General features: G+C 39.4%; 11 protein-coding genes. 8 read left to right on the top strand and 3 right to left on the bottom strand.

Translation table 11 applies throughout. The features are described from left to right. The first annotated feature begins 37 nt into the window (after window positions 1-37). The 4 genes from ACYVJ6_RS10050 to ACYVJ6_RS10065 all read left to right on the top strand — a co-directional run bounded on the left by ACYVJ6_RS10050 (window position 38) and on the right by ACYVJ6_RS10065 (window position 4,118). Entirely contained in the window at window positions 38-1,573 is a 1,536-nt protein-coding gene (locus ACYVJ6_RS10050) for an alpha-N-arabinofuranosidase (protein ID WP_460693926.1), read from the top strand. Window positions 1,574-1,692: 119 nt separating this feature from the next. Beyond that, window positions 1,693-2,523 carry a hypothetical protein gene (locus tag ACYVJ6_RS10055; RefSeq protein WP_460693927.1) on the top strand — a complete coding sequence of 277 codons (831 nt, stop codon included), beginning with the start codon at window positions 1,693-1,695 and terminating at the stop codon, window positions 2,521-2,523. A 6-nt stretch (window positions 2,524-2,529) separates the two neighbouring features. Then, window positions 2,530-3,336: a hypothetical protein gene (locus ACYVJ6_RS10060; protein WP_460693928.1), complete on the top strand. Its 807-nt coding sequence runs from the start codon at window positions 2,530-2,532 to the stop codon at window positions 3,334-3,336. A gap of 11 nt (window positions 3,337-3,347) precedes the next feature. Beyond that, window positions 3,348-4,118: a hypothetical protein gene (locus ACYVJ6_RS10065; RefSeq protein WP_460693929.1), complete on the top strand. Its 771-nt coding sequence runs from the start codon at window positions 3,348-3,350 to the stop codon at window positions 4,116-4,118. A 13-nt stretch (window positions 4,119-4,131) separates the two neighbouring features. Here ACYVJ6_RS10065 and ACYVJ6_RS10070 read toward each other — a convergent pair whose 3' ends face one another. After that, on the bottom strand, window positions 4,132-5,163 hold the full coding sequence (locus tag ACYVJ6_RS10070; RefSeq protein ID WP_460693930.1) for a LacI family DNA-binding transcriptional regulator: 1,032 nt from the start codon (window positions 5,161-5,163) through the stop codon (window positions 4,132-4,134). A 130-nt stretch (window positions 5,164-5,293) separates the two neighbouring features. On the opposite strand from ACYVJ6_RS10070, the gene ACYVJ6_RS10075 reads away from it, so the two are divergent. The 4 genes from ACYVJ6_RS10075 to uxuA all read left to right on the top strand — a co-directional run bounded on the left by ACYVJ6_RS10075 (window position 5,294) and on the right by uxuA (window position 11,249). Next, complete coding sequence (locus ACYVJ6_RS10075; RefSeq protein ID WP_460693931.1) at window positions 5,294-6,778, top strand: xylulokinase; 1,485 nt, start codon at window positions 5,294-5,296, stop codon at window positions 6,776-6,778. A gap of 43 nt (window positions 6,779-6,821) precedes the next feature. Then, window positions 6,822-8,153: a xylose isomerase gene (gene xylA, locus ACYVJ6_RS10080; protein ID WP_460693932.1), complete on the top strand. Its 1,332-nt coding sequence runs from the start codon at window positions 6,822-6,824 to the stop codon at window positions 8,151-8,153. A gap of 36 nt (window positions 8,154-8,189) precedes the next feature. Beyond that, window positions 8,190-9,866, top strand: a complete 1,677-nt coding sequence (locus ACYVJ6_RS10085; protein WP_460693933.1) for a sodium:solute symporter family transporter — start codon at window positions 8,190-8,192, stop codon at window positions 9,864-9,866. 192 nt (window positions 9,867-10,058) lie between these two features. Continuing rightward, window positions 10,059-11,249 (top strand): mannonate dehydratase, encoded by a 1,191-nt coding sequence (gene uxuA / locus ACYVJ6_RS10090; protein ID WP_460693934.1) that lies wholly within the window; start codon window positions 10,059-10,061, stop codon window positions 11,247-11,249. A gap of 128 nt (window positions 11,250-11,377) precedes the next feature. Here the strand turns inward: uxuA and ACYVJ6_RS10095 are convergent, their stop codons facing one another. Together ACYVJ6_RS10095 and ACYVJ6_RS10100 are read right to left on the bottom strand one after the other, a co-directional pair. Next, entirely contained in the window at window positions 11,378-13,363 is a 1,986-nt protein-coding gene (locus ACYVJ6_RS10095; protein WP_460693935.1) for a RagB/SusD family nutrient uptake outer membrane protein, read from the bottom strand. An 11-nt stretch (window positions 13,364-13,374) separates the two neighbouring features. After that, window positions 13,375-16,539: a SusC/RagA family TonB-linked outer membrane protein gene (locus ACYVJ6_RS10100; protein ID WP_460693936.1), complete on the bottom strand. Its 3,165-nt coding sequence runs from the start codon at window positions 16,537-16,539 to the stop codon at window positions 13,375-13,377. Window positions 16,540-16,615 lie beyond the last annotated feature (76 nt).

Raw genomic sequence — 16,615 nt, forward strand, 5'->3', positions numbered from 1 at the left:
CAATTATAAACGTCAATTTTACATTAATTATTCTTCTATGAAAAAGTACCTGTTACTGTTATTAGCAGCGTCTACCCTATCCGGATATGCGCAAACGGCCAGTATATCTATCACCAACGATTCCAAATCAACTATTAGCAAGCACATTTACGGCCAGTTTGCCGAGCATTTAGGTCGCGGTATTTATGGTGGCTTTTGGGTTGATAAAAACCTTACTGTGGCTAAACAGGGACGCATACGCCTGGATATTGTTAATGCACTAAAAAAAATAAATATACCCAACCTGCGCTGGCCGGGTGGTTGCTTTGCTGATGAGTATCACTGGCGAGACGGCATAGGCCCTGCCCTGCAACGCCCGCGGATGGTGAACACCAACTGGGGTGGTGTAGTTGAAGATAACAGCTTTGGCACTAACGAATTTTTGGAGCTTTGTAAACTATTAAATACCGAGCCATACATTACTGCCAACGTAGGTAGCGGTACGGTTGATGAAATGTCGAAATGGGTGGAATACTTGAATTTTGACGGGCAAAGCCCAATGACTGCCTTGCGTAAAAAATATGGTCACCCCAAACCGTTTAATGTAAGCTTTTGGGGTGTAGGTAATGAGCCCTATGGCTGTGGTGGCGATATGACGGCAGAATATTATGCTAATGAGTATCGTAAATACGCATCATTTGCTAAAAGCTACCCTAATGCGCCGCTTAAAAAAATTGCCTGCGGACCAAACGTGGCTGACTATAACTGGACAGAAACCATGATGAAAAACGTACCTGCAAAATATATGTGGGGAATGTCATTACACTATTATACCGTACCTACCGGCAACTGGACCGTTAAAGGCCCTGCAACTGGTTTTAACGATGAGGAGTACTTTAAAACTGTTAAAAGCAGTTTAAAAATGGAAGAACTGATCACCAAACACTCGGCTATTATGGATAAATATGATCCTGAGAAAAAAGTAGCTTTGGTGGTTGACGAATGGGGTGTTTGGACAGATGTTGAGCCGGGCACTAATCCGGGTTTCCTGTACCAGCAAAATAGCTTGCGCGACGCGTTGGTAGCGGCAACAACTTTAAACATTTTTAACAACCATTGCGACCGTGTTAAAATGGCTAATCTTGCTCAAACTATAAACGTATTGCAGGCGCTGATTTTAACTGAAAAAGAAAAAATGATACTTACTCCTACCTACCACATATTTGATATGTATAAAGTACACCAGGATGCAAAGTATTTAAATATCAAATTAAACACCCCCGATTTTGAAATGGGTGGCGAAAAAATCCCTGCTGTTAGTGCTTCTGCTTCGCAGGATAAAGCGGGCAAAATACATGTGTCATTAGTTAATTATGATTCGCATAAAAATATACCTATCACCATTGATCTGAAAGATATAAAATGGACCACCGTAACCGGCCAGATATTGACATCAGCTAATGTTGCAGATCATAATACCTTTAAACAGCCAAATACTATCAGACTTAAAGGCTTTACTGATGCCCGTAAAGAAGGCGATAAACTGATAGTGAATATGCCATCAAAATCGGCGGTGACTTTGGAGTTGAATTAATTAGTTCACTCCTCTTCATAAAAAAGGATAAGCGATTTACTTATCCTTTTTTTTACTTTATTTGCATTATTACGAATTATTCGTAGATTTACCAATAACTCGTAAAAAACAAACCTACTATGAGCTTATCAAACAAACTCCAATCCAAATTAGCCATAACAATTGTTACGCTTTCACTCGCGTTTACTGCCTATGCGCAAAAGCTGCCTAATTTACAAACTACCAGCCTCCGCATCCCCCCAAATAGCAAAATTGACGGTAAAACGACTGAATGGAATAATAATTTTCAGGCCTATAACAACGCCACAAGTATATTTTATACTATGGCCAATAATGCTGAGTTTGTTTATTTGATAGCGCATGTAAAGGACCCTGCAGTAATTGAAAGAATGACTTATAACGGCTTTACCTTTGAAATATATAAAAATGAGAACCCGCTAAATAAAGACCTTGTTAGCATAACTGTTCCTTATTCTCGAAATAAATACTTTAGTTTAAACTTTAGTAAACCCACACGACCCGACACATTACTTGAAAAAAGTATTCTAAAAGAGAATAATGCGCTTTTAAGTAAATTCCATAAATATATGGTAGTTAAAGGTATGCAAGGCCTTGATAGCGTAGCGGTTTATAATGACGCCGGTATAGGGTTTGCTGAAGCTTTCGATAGCAATAATGATTACATTATGGAATTACAGTTGCCTGTTAAATATATTAAACTTTTATCGGGCGATAACTCTAAATTCTCCTACCGCCTGGTAATTAATGGACAACCTGATTTTGGCCCCGTTAGAGGCATTGGTATGGTTTCAGCTAACGGAATCAGTAGTCCTGTTTCGCCTAGGGATGTTACCCCTGAAATGCAAGCAGCTGTTGATGAAGCAGTAGCCCGGATAGCCAAAAAAAATGCCCCAACGGATTTCAAAGCGGAATACACTTTAGCTAAATAAATATCTATGAAAAAAGCACTTTGGATAATCCTGCTATTTACGTCGCAAGCTATTGCTCAAAAATTGCCAAACCTACAAACAAAAAGTCTGCGTGCCCCGGCTGCTGTTAAAATAGATGGTAAAGCGACTGAATGGAATAATAATTTTCAGGCTTACAATACCGCTACCAGCATATTTTATACCATGGCTAATAATGCTGAGTTTATTTATCTTACAGCGCATATAAAGGACCCTGCAGTAATTAACAGGATAACCAATAATGGGTTTACTTTTAAAATCTATAAAAATGAGAACCCGCAAGATAAAGATGTTATAAGTATCACTCTTCCTTATTCTGCAAATAAATACTTTAACCTCGATTTAAGTAAACCCACACGATCCGACGTAGCACTTGAAAAAGAGATCCTGAAAAACAATAATGCGCTTTTAAGTAAACACCATAAATATATGATAGTTAAGGGCATACCAGGGCTTGATAGCGTAGCTGTTTATAATGACGCAGGAATAGGCTTTGCTGAAGCGTTTGATAGCAATGAAGATTACACTGTAGAATTACAGGTACCTGTTAAGTATATTAACCTTTTACCGGGCGATAGCTCTAAATTTTTATATCATATGGTAATTAACGGGCTACCTAAACCATCTGGCCCCGATAGAGGTGTTATTACCTTTTCGTCTGGAGGAGGTACCACTTTTACAGCTCCTAAGGATATTACCCCTGAACAACAAGCACAAATTGAGGAAGGAAGGGCACAGTTAGCCAAAAAATATGCCCCAACGGATTTCAAAGCAGAGTATACGCTGGTAAAATAACAACTTGCTATATGAAAAAATATTTATCGATCATCTTACTTGCTGCAACATCAGCTGTAGCTCAAAAACTACCTAATATACAAACTACAAGTTTACTGGCACCTGCCACTGTAAAAATAGATGGTAGGGCAACCGAATGGAATAATGAATTGCAAGCCTATAATAAAAGCACTGATATTTATTACACCATAGCCAATGATGGTAATAACTTGTATGTTACTATTAGGGCTACAGATAAACTTATTATGAGAAAAATAATACTGAGTGGTTTTACTTTTGCAATAAATAAGATAGATGATGGTAAAAAAACATTGTCAATTTTGTTGCCTCTATTTTCGGGAGATGATAAATACGGTCTGTTATCTGTTTTTTCTGAAACTTCTCTAAAAAACGATTCATTGATCAGGATATTGAACTCAAGACTGGAAAAAGCAAAAGAGTTAAGAATAAGTGGGTTTGATGGAATAAACACCGAGTCGATACCTATTTATAATGAATATGACATTCAAGCAAAAGCTCTTTTTGATAAAAGCAATTGGCTTACCTATGAATTAGCTATACCAAGAAAATATATAAGATCGACATCAGATAAATTAAATTACACTATACAATTAAATGGTTGGGGAACAACAGATAAAAATGTTACCATAGAAAGAAATCCCGAATCAACTATAATTATTAATACTGTTGCCAGAAGTGTTAATGTGCTGAAGAATACACCTGAAAACCTGGTAATAACCTCAACAACTAATTTAACGGCTGATTACGAATTAGCCGAATAAGCAAATATGTTGTTTAACTATTTTTAATAGTTGACGACCTAATCAACAACTTAGGCATTATGCTTATTGTTTTTGGCGTAATGGTTACCTCATTACTTTCATTTTCCTGAAAATATAGGTTGGCAATAGTTTTACCCATATATACGCTAAACTGATCAATAGTGGTAATTGATGGTGTGGTCAGTTCGGTAAAAGGCTCATTGGCATAACCACAAATGCCTAATTGTGCGGGTACTTTAAAGTTCATCGCGTTAGCAACCTCTAATACACCCAGTGCCGAGAAATCAGACGTTGATGCAAATATGGCATCAGGCGGATTAGGTAAGCTTAATAGTTTGCGGGTAGCTTCGGCACCCAGCTCTTTTGTCCAGGCATTTTCAACAATTAATTCACTATCCTGCGGGATGTTATGCTTTTTTAAAGCTTTTAAATACCCGGCTTTACGCTGGCTAAAAATACCCAGTGCTTGTGGCCCCTCTAACAAAGCTATGCGTTTATATCCCTGCTCAATTAAATGCGATACCGCCTCCATTGATGCCTGTTCATTATCGTTTATAACCTTCAGGGTTTCCAGTTCATCAACAATGCGGTCAAATTGTATCAATTGTATACCGTGGTCAATTACGTTTTGCAGGTGGCTGTAATCATTACTATCAACAGATACCGATATTACAATACAATCCACATGTTGGTTGATCAGCGTATTGATACATTGCACCTCTTTTTCATGCGACTCGTTAGATTGGCAAATGATCAAATTATACCCTTGTTGATAGGTAGCATCCTCTAAACCTACAATTACATTCGAGAAAAAGTTTTGATTGATACGTGGCACCACCACCCCTATCGTCTTGGTTTTACCCATCCGTAAATTGGACGCCAATACGTTACGCTTATAGTTAAGTTCGGCAGCGGTTTTCAATATTAACTGCTTGGTAGCCTCGTTAACGTAATTACGATTGTTTAACGCACGCGATACGGATGAAGGTGTGATGTTCAGCTTCTCGGCAATATCATAAATGGTAGTGCGCTTTTTGGGTTTCATCTGTCGCCAAAATTATACAAAAAATAAATTTCAGCAATCGATTGCTTTTATAAAAAAAAAATTAAATTCGTTGCGTTAAAAAAACCGAGAAATTACTAACTCATTTTATGCATTTTACTAACCAAATAGCATGTTATTATTAGGTATTGACATAGGTACTTCCTCTATAAAAGTAGCTATTGTTGATGCAAATTCGCAAAAAACACTGGCACTGGCACAATACCCCGAAACGGAGTCGCCAATTACATCATTACAGTTAGGTTGGGCAGAACAATCGCCCGAAATGTGGTGGGAACACATACAACAAGCCATAGTTTTATGCCATAGCAGTGGTAAATACAACCCCGGCGACATTGCTGCCATTGGTATTGCTTACCAAATGCACGGCCTGGTTTTGGTTGATAAAGATCAAAAATTATTACGCGATAGCATTATTTGGTGCGATAGCCGCGCGGTTGAAATTGGTGATAAAGCATTTGATGCTATTGGGCATGAAAAATGTTTGTCGCACCTGTTAAATTCTCCGGGTAACTTTACCGCGTCAAAACTGGCCTGGGTAAAAAAGAACGAGCCAAAAATATACGACCAGATATACAAAGTAATGCTTCCCGGCGATTATATCGGTATGAAGCTTACCGGGGATATCACTACATCGGTATCGTCATTATCTGAGGGTGTATTTTTTGATTTCATCAATAATGAAATATCAAAAGACATACTTAACTATTATGGCTTTAATGAGTCAATGTTCCCTGAGATAAGGCCGGTATTTGCCGAGCATGGTAAATTATTGGCTTCAATGGCTAACAAATTAGGTTTATCTGCGGGTATACCCATATCCTACAAAGCAGGCGACCAGCCTAATAATGCCCTGTCATTAAATGTATTAAACCCGGGTGAGGTTGCAGCTACTGCGGGTACATCAGGTGTAATATACGGCGTAAGCGATCAGTTAACTTACGATCCACAATCGCGTGTAAATACATTCGCACACGTAAACTACACCGAGCAGCAAAAAAGCATGGGTGTGTTATTGTGTATAAACGGTACAGGCAGCTTATACCGCTGGACAAAAAATCTTTTTGGATCGGGCGAAAGCTATGTGCAAATGAACGACGAAGCCAAACAGGTACCACTGGGTAGCGATGGCTTACGTATTTTACCATTTGGTAACGGTGCCGAGCGTATGCTTAACAATAAACTGGTGGGTGTACACATGCAAAACATTGATCTGAACCTGCATAGCCGCTCGCACATTTACCGTGCCGTACAGGAAGGTATTGCCTGCGCGTTCCGTTATGGTTTAGATATTATGCGCGAAAACAAAATGAACCCAACTGTAATACGTGCGGGCAGGGCCAATTTATTTTTAAGCGACCTTTTTGCACAATCATTTGTAAACATGACAGGCATCCCGGTTGAGTTGTATAAAAACGATGGCAGCGTAGGTGCCGCATTAGGTGCCGGTATTGGTGCTAAAATATATGCGTCGCCACAGGATGCATTTAAATTTATGCATGCTATACAATTCATTGAACCTAACGGCGATGAAGTTGAGCCTATTTACCAGGAATGGAAAGGCTTACTGGAGCGACAATTAATAGCAACTAACTAATACAGATAAGTAAATATATAATTTCAATAAACAAATAAACATTATGGCAAGTATTGTAACAGGCGAAAAAGAATTTTTTAAAGGAATTGGCCAAATCAAATACGAAGGACTTGAATCAGACAATCCATTAGCTTTTCGCTGGTATGACGCAGATAAAGTTGTGGCGGGTAAAACCATGAAAGAGCATTTCCGTTTTGCGGGTGCTTACTGGCATTCTTTTGTAGGTAGCGGTGCCGATCCATTTGGTGGCCCTACTCATATTTTCCCCTGGGATAAAGATGGTGATGCGGTACAACGTGCAAAAGATAAAATGGATGCGGCGTTTGAGTTTTTTACCAAATTAGGTTTACCGTACTATTGTTTCCATGATGTGGATGTGGTTGATTATACTGACGACATTAACGAAAACGACAGGCGCTTACAAGCTTTAGTTGAATATGCTAAACAAAAACAAGCTGCCAGCGGTGTAAAATTACTTTGGGGAACTGCAAACCTTTTCTCACATGTACGCTACATGAACGGAGCTTCAACTAACCCTGATTTTCATGTGGTAGCACACGGTGCTGCACAAGTTAAAGCTGCTTTAGATGCTACCATTGCTTTAGGTGGCGAAAACTACGTATTCTGGGGTGGCCGCGAAGGTTATATGACCTTGCTAAATACCGACATGAAACGTGAGCAGGAGCATTTAGCTAAATTTTTACATGCATCAAAAGATTACGCGCGCAAAAATGGCTTTAAAGGTAATTTCTTTATCGAGCCTAAACCTTGCGAGCCTACTAAACACCAGTATGATTATGATGCAGCTACCGTATATGGTTTCTTGCAAAAATATGATCTGTTAAATGATTTTAAATTAAACTTAGAAGTTAACCACGCTACATTAGCCGGCCATACTTTCACTCACGAATTACAGGTAGCTGCCGATTGCGGTATGTTAGGTTCAATTGATGCTAACCGTGGCGATTACCAAAACGGATGGGATACCGACCAGTTCCCTAATGATGTCAATGAAATTACTGAAGCTATGTTGATCATCCTGCAGGCAGGTGGTTTACAAGGTGGTGGTGTAAACTTTGATGCTAAGATCCGTCGTAACTCAACTGATCCTGCAGACTTATTCTACGCGCACGTAGGTGGTATGGATATTTTTGCAAGAGCTTTGATAGCTGCTGATAACATCCTGCAAAAATCAGAATTTAAAAAAATACGTGCAGAGCGTTATGCTTCATTTGATAGCGGTAAAGGAAAAGAATTTGAACAAGGTAAACTTACTTTAGAAGACTTAAGAGCTTATGCTGTTGAAAATGGCGAACCTAAAACTATTAGCGGCAGACAAGAATATATCGAAAATTTGATAAATCGCTATATATAGTTTATAATTGTTCAACCAACAAAACAAACCTAAATTATGAAAGAATTATCTACCGGCGATTACATTGTATTTTTAATATACTTTATAATCGTCGCCGTTTACGGAATTGTAGTTTACCGCCGTAAAAAAATTGTGGGAGTATCCTCTTCAAAGGACTACTTTTTAGCAGAAGGCTCACTTACCTGGTGGGCAATCGGAGCATCGCTTATCGCTTCTAACATATCGGCAGAGCAATTTGTCGCCATGAGTGGTAACGGCTTCACCATGGGCCTCGCTATCTCAACTTATGAGTGGATGGCTGCCATTACATTAGTAATTGTAGCTGTATTCTTCATTCCTGTTTATTTGAAGAATAAGATATTCACCATGCCCCAGTTTTTGCATCAGCGGTATAACAGTACGGTGGCCATGATCATGGCCATATTCTGGTTATTGCTATATGTAATTGTAAACTTAACCTCCATACTTTATCTGGGTGCTATTGCTATTCATGGTATATCGGGCATTAATTTCAACTTATGTCTGGGTTTATTGGCCGTATTTGCTGTAATAATAACGCTTGGCGGTATGAAGGTAATTGGCTTTACCGATGTTATACAGGTATTCTTTTTAATACTGGGTGGTTTAGTAACAACTTATATTGCTGTTAGCCTTGTAGCCGAGCATTACGGCCAGGAAGGTGTAGCTAATGGTTTATCCATTATGTACGAAAAATACAATGACCATTTCCACATGATATTACAACGCGATAATAAAAGTTACGGTGACCTGCCTGGCTTAACTGTATTATTGGGTGGTATGTGGATAGTTAACCTTAACTATTGGGGCTGTAACCAATACATTACTCAGCGTGCCCTGGGTGCCGATTTGAAAACTGCACGTGGTGGTATTTTATTCGCGGCTTTCTTAAAGCTATTAATGCCTGTAATAGTAGTATTACCAGGTATTGCAGCTTATGTGTTATTTAAAGAACAAGTATTTGATGCTCAAAGTGCTGCAAGTGTTGGCGAAAATGCGGATAATGCCTATCCGATATTATTAAACCTATTGCCTGCTGGTGTTAAAGGTTTAGCTTTTGCCGCGTTAACAGCTGCCGTAGTAGCTTCGTTAGCAGGTAAGGCAAATAGTATTGCAACCATTTTTACATTGGATATTTATCGCAAAAAAATAAACCCTAATGCAACCGAGAAAAACCTGGTAACTGTAGGTAAGATAAGTGTTGTGGTAGCTATGATATTGGGTGTTGTTATTTCACCGTTTTTAGGCATTGATAAAAAAGGTGGTTTCCAGTTTATACAGGAATATACCGGCTTTGTATCTCCCGGTATTTTCGCCATGTTTATCCTGGGTTTCTTCTGGAAAAAAGCATCATCAAACGCGGCTCTTTTTGCTACAGTAGGTGGTTTTGGTTTCTCAGTATTCTTTAAGTTTTTACCAAAGTTTGCCAATTTGGAGCCATTGAAAAATATAGGTTTTTCTTTCTTTAATACGCAAAGTGGCTTATGGGAAATTCCTTTCTTAGATCGTATGGGTATTACATTTGTAATATGTATCATTTCCATGATCATCATTAGTTTAATTGACGCTGCACGCGGCAAGAAAACCAATGGCCTTGAAGTTGATGCCTCCATGTTTAAAACCACTAACGGCTTTGCTGTGGGTGCGCTTATCATTATAGGTATATTAACTGCCCTATACACCGTATTCTATTAATACAAATAATTTAGTATTCTAAAAGCGCTCCCGATAAATCGGGAGCGCTTTTTTGTTGTAATGCTTTTTTACAATATAGATTGCAATCGATTGCAGTTTTCGCTTTTTGTTAATACCTTCACAAAATTTTAATTCCATTAACAGCATTTGTAGTAAATTGCCTGTCTGTTAAAAGCATATACTTGACATCAAATGATTAATAATTTAGAACAAACATTTCGTTGGTTTGGCCCGTCAGACGCGGTTTCCCTGCAAGCTATCAGGCAAACCGGTGCTACCGGTATTGTTAATGCTTTGCATCATATCCCCTCAGGTATGGTATGGAGCCCCGAAGAAATAAAAAAACGCAAAGATATAATAGAGGCTGCCGGGCTTACCTGGTCGGTGGTCGAAAGTGTCAACATCCACGAAAGCATTAAAACCGCTACAGAGGGCCGCGATGAGGCTATAGCCAACTATATTCAGACCTTAAAAAATTTGGCCGCACAGGGCATTAAAACCGTATGCTATAACTTTATGCCTGTGCTGGACTGGACACGTACCAATTTGGATTTTAGATTATCTAACAACGCGTCGGCATTACGTTATGAGGCAGCGGCTGTACATGCGTTTGACCTGTATATCTTAGAACGCCCCGGAGCATTTGATGAGTTTACACCCGAGCAACAAAAGGCTGCTAAGGCTTATTTAGATAGCATTAGCGCCAGTGAAAAAGAATTATTGATAAATACCATTATGGCCGGTCTGCCCGGTACTGATGAAGTATTTACCATACCCGAATTTAAGGAGCATCTTAAAAAATATGCTAATGTTGATGCTGCTGCTTTAAAAGCTAACCTGGCTTATTTTTTACAAGCCATTATTCCGGATGCGGAGAAGCTGGGTGTTAAGATGTGTATTCACCCTGATGACCCACCCTTCCCTATTTTAGGGTTGCCGCGTGTGGTATCAACCGAAGCTGATCTGAAATTTATTGTAGATGCCGCGCCATCGCCAAGCAATGGCCTTACTTATTGTACCGGCTCATTAGGTGCCCGTGGTGATAATGATTTACCGGGTATAATGAATCGCCTGGGCCAACATGTGCACTTTATACATTTACGTAATGTAAGGCGCGAAGCTGATGGTAGTTTTTATGAAGATAACCATTTAGAAGGCACCACAGATATGTATGCCGTAATGAAAGCCGTGATATTGGAGCAACAAAAAAGAGTTGATGCCGGTCGTGATGACGTTGCCATCCCTATGCGCCCTGATCATGGCCATAAAATACTGGACGACTACAATTATAATACTTACCCCGGATACTCGGTTACGGGCCGTATGAAAGGCTTAGCTGAGTTGAGAGGCTTAGAGATGGGAATTAAACGGACATTATTTTAATAGAAATATATTTACAACTTACTAAGGCTCCTAAATAGGGGCCTTTTCTATTTTACACTACATTTTTAATCAAAAAAAAACACCCCGATAAACGGGGTGCTTTTTTCACTCAATCAAATTATAACCAATTAATAACCATTATTTTGAGGATATTTTGGACCGGTTAACACGGCATCTATTAAACCTTGTGGTATAGGACGACGCATGTGATAATCCTGAATGTTAGGTTTAGCCCTTGCATTATATAATTTGGCTCTACGTACTAATTGTTGTGTACGTACCAAATCATACCATCTGCGTGGGTCACCATAATACTCTCTTGTATATTCATCAAGTATTAAGTCCATACCGCAAATATCAGGTGTTAGGGTTGTTGTATTATTAGGAACCGATAACAAAGCGATCTGTGCAGGTGTTAAAGCCATTTCAGCAGCATTTGCTGCGTTTAATGCTGCCATATTACCAGCCGTAACACGGAACTGTCCTTTCGGAATACGGTCACCATCAGCCGGTACACGGTAAGCCGCACGCTGCCTGATAACATTCAATGAAGCTACTGCTTTGCTAATATTAGCACCACCTAACATATAGTTTGCTTCCGCATTCATCATGTAAATTTCCGAAAAACGCAGAAAAACAAGCGGACGGCCAGACATGTCATTCCTATCTGTACGTCTTGTATCATCAAATTTTTTCACACATGGAAACATATCATTACTGTATTGTGATGGAGTAATGATAACACCTTTAAAGTTATCCCGGCGAGCATTTGTAACTTCAACACCCGGCATTAATACAGCGGTATCACCATCAACAGGAACGTTATATACACTTAGTGAGAAATTTGACGTTTGAGCTAATTTGCCTTTTAAAGTGCCGTCAAACTTTTTACCTGCAGCTGTATTGGTATTATTAATCCAGAAAGTTTGGAATGTAGCGTCCCAACGGGCATCATGTACCTGGTCAGCAAAAACTTTGTTGGTATATACATGGTTTGGCGCTACACGTATATAAGGACGGCCGTTGTAAACGTCACGCTGCATTGCTGCCGGGCCACTAAATACCTGTGGCACCGCGTCGGTTTTACCGGCAACGTTATCTACCCTTGGGCTGGCAATATAATTAGGGCGCATTAATACAGTGATGAAATTTAGTCCAAAACCACCATTACCCTGTTGCGTATAACCCGTAAAAGCAGGATCGCCGATACCAAAATCAATAGCAAACATATTTTCTTTGCCATAATCATTATTTTGGTTATGGGCATCATTATAATCCTGCCATAGATCAAGGCCATAAAGACCTTTGTTTGCGATAATAGCGGCAGTCAGATCAGCAGCTTTTTGAAAGTCGGCAGCTGCGTTCGGTGTAACCTCTGTAAGATACCCTCTTGTAAGGTATGTTTTTGCCAGGTAAGCATTTGCAACTGCCGCGGTTGCTGTTTTACCTTGCCCCCCTGCCGAAAACGGATTTGAAGAAGTAATGGTATTTGGCAATGCTGCTGCTGCTGCAGTAAAATCTGCTATGATCTGGTTATAGATATCAGTTGCTGCTGCAGGCGCATCAGCAGTGGTAGCTTCAGTAATAAAAGTTGTATGCAACGGAATACCACTTTTTTGGGTAGCCGTGGTACCGCCCCAAGTTTGTACCATAAACAAGTATATCCATCCACGTAAAAACTGGGCCTGTGCAATATATGCTGCCTTTGTAGCGGCGTCAATACTTAGTGCCGGTGCAAATTTTATAACACCATTTAAAGTATTTATATCAGCCCAAAGGCTATTAACACCACCATCGGGATTAAACGTTGGGCCCGTAAAGGACGAATTGATACCGCTATAAGTATCTAATGGCAATTGACCACCTCCGCTTGAGCCGAATTGAGAATCATCTGTACCATCATAAAACCAAACAAATTCCTGCCTGCCAAAATAATTTTGTCTTAAATCCTGGTACACACCGGTTATGCCACCTATAACACCACCGGGCGTACTAAAGTAATCAGGATATAAAGCAGACTGTGGTTTTTCGTCCAGTATCTTTTTACAACTGCTTACTGAAGTGAGTATCGCCACAGATGCGACGATCATACTCATTTTGTTTAAAATTTTCATATTTCTTATCATTAAAATCTTGCGTTAATACCAAAAATAATTGTACGTACTTGTGTGGTAGCATTAAGACCAGCCGCACGAGGAGCACTACCACTTGTACTAAAGGCGTTTATTTGTACATTATTAGTTGATTCTGCATCAGGTACTGTGAAACCAAAGTTACGTACCGGGGCATAAATAAAGAATGGGTTAGTCATGTTTGCATATAAACGAAGTGATGCAATACCTATGTGTTTAAGTACCGCGCTTGGTAGGTTGTAACCAAGGTTGATGCTTTTTGCACGGATAAATGAACCATCATAATACTGCAAGGTTGAGTAATAGTTACTCTGTGTAAAGTTAGGCTCAGGAAAAGTACCGCCCGGATTCTCAGGTGTCCAGTAAGGAATAACCGGTTGATTTTTACGACCAGTATTCAAAAATTGCCATCCTTGTGAATTTGTGTTGGATGATGATATATAAGGAACCACCGTTGTAAAGCCCATTCTGCCTTGAATAACAATGCTCAAATCAAAGTTACGATAGGTAAAACGGTTAGTAAAACCAAAGGTATAGTTAGGGTTTGAGTGACCTATTATCTGGTTATCCTTAGCGTCTATTTTCCCATCATTGTTTAAATCCTGTACGTGGATCTGGCCGGGATATTGTGCCGGTGTAATTCCAGCAATTGGTAAGTATACTTTTTGTCCGTTTGCTGCACCGCCCGTTTGAGCTGATTTAGTAACATCTATACCTGGCGAATCTGATATCTGCCAGATACCTAATTTACGCAGGTCATAGATCACATTTTGCGGTTGGCCTACCCATAAGCCTGAACCTATGTTAAAAGGAGCGCCGTTAGGTAATTGGTCGATTCTTTCTCGTGCAAAACCAATATTAAAATCAGTACTCCATGATAATCCATGGGCACCCCTAACATTAATACTGCTTAAAGTTAACTCAATACCTCTGTTCGACGAATTTCCTAAGTTTGATTTCTGGGTACTTGCACCCGTTGTAACAGGTAAAATATTATCTAAAATTATACCTGAAGTATTTTGTGCATAACCTTCAATGCTACCAGAAAGTCTGCCTTTTAATACAGAGAAATCTAATGCTAAGTTAAACTCTTTAGTACGCTGCCAGGTAAGGGCCGTATTAACCAGGTTAGTAACCCTAACACCTTGTGCATCACCTGTAGTTAGGCCGCCATATTGAAAATTGGTAGTACTTAATTGACCCAAGGTTTGATAAGCGCTTCCACTAATTGTAGAGTTCTCGCCATAACCGGCTCTTAGTTTTAAATTATCAATAAAAGCATATGGGCGCATAAAATCTTCATTACTGATAACCCAGCCTAAACCTATTGAAGGATAACTGGTATATTGTTTGCCTTGTGCCAGGGTAGAGTTACCATCTACACGATAGGTTGCAGTAACATCATATTTACTACCAAATGCGTAGTTTAAACGACTAAGGTAAGATATAAGCCCAGTTTCGGTTATGTTACCACCAAAGCTTTGAAAAGTACCTAAATTAAGGTTACTGTTTTTGTTAGCATCTGATGGAATACCTGTAGCGCTCATGTTTGAATTTTCAACATGTACAGTTTCTACCGTAAAACCGCCAACAAAATTGATATGGTGTTTCCCGAAATTATTATCATAGGTTAATAAGTGTTCTTGGCTGGTAGCATACTGAGAGTTGTTGGTTGTACTGGCATTTGTTTTTGCTATAGTAAGAATATCAGCACCATTGATACCATTGTATTGACCCTGTAAAGACTGTGAATAGCTGTAACCCACCTGGTATCTGTACTTAAAATGGTCAAACGGCGATAACTCCGCATAAACAACATCATTGGTTACAAAGCCACGTGTGTGGTTATAATATGCATTAGGTAATGAAGCACGTAGTAAAGGGTTTGCAGCTCCAGAATCTTGTGTGCCTACAAATGGAGTAACATTAAGTGTACCATCAGCATTATAAGGGCTAAATAATGGGCTGTATGTTCTTGCAATGGCGTACTGACTGCCGCCGTCTGCTTGTATTATTCTTAAGCTGTTTTGAATGCTCGCACCAACTTTCAAAATACTATTCACTTTAAAATCAACATTTGTGTTAAGGGTAATACGTTGAGTTTGGTTATTTGGCTCAAGCGTTGTACCCAAATTATAACCCAACCCTACATTATATTGTGCTTTTTCAGTTCCACCTGATACACGTAAACTATGATCGGTAGTATAACCATTTTTGATCACCAATCTACCCCAGTCTGTATTAACACCTTTTGGAATATTGGCAAGTTCAACTGCTGTTAAACCGTTTGGATCCGTAACCCCGGCTTGTAAACCTTGTAAAATAGCACCTTGTAGTACGTCCTTTTTAAGTTGCTGATATCCGGTAGCATCAAGCATTTGCAACTGATCTGCTAACTTATTGACACCGTAATATGCATCATATGAAGTTTGAGTTTGCCCTACACGGCCTTTGTTTGTTGTAATTAAAATCACACCACCTGACCCACGTGAACCATAAATGGCTGTTGCCGAAGCACCTTTTAACACGTCAAGGCTTTTAATGTCATTAGGGTTAATATTTTCGATATTGTTACGAAAAGGAACACCATCAAGTACTATGAGTGGTCCATCCGCTCCTGGGTTACCAATTGTACGGGCGCCACGAATAAGAATTGACGGTCCGTTGTTACCGTTTACCACGTCAACACCGGCTACTCTGCCTTTTAACTGCTCGAATACGTTTGTAGCAGGAATTTCCTGTAATACTTTGCGATCAACTGTTGCAACCGTACCTGTTACGTCCTGCCTTTTTAAGGTACCATAACCTACTACTACAACCTCATCCAGGTTATTAGCATCATTGGCCAACACTATATTACCTAAATTAGTTGCACCACTTTTAACAGGCACATTCAGAGTAAGATATCCAATATAGCTCACGCTTAATGACGTGGTGTTAGCGCTTACAGGTAATACAAAATTACCATTTACATCTGTAGATGTCCCTTCGGTTTGCCCGGCTGCCTTAACAGTAGCACCGATTAAGGATTCTCCTTTTTGATCAGTAACATGGCCACGCAAGGTCACATTCTGCGCATAAATTTTACCTGCAAACAAGCTTATGCCTATAAGCAAAAGCAATGTTTTCAAGCATTTGATAAGTTTAAGTTTTTCCATAATTTAATTGATTGATATAAAATTTTGCATTGTTGTTAATTTCCAATTTTGCAGTATATCCGGCTATTCAATGCAA

This window comes from Mucilaginibacter puniceus (genome assembly GCF_054783175.1).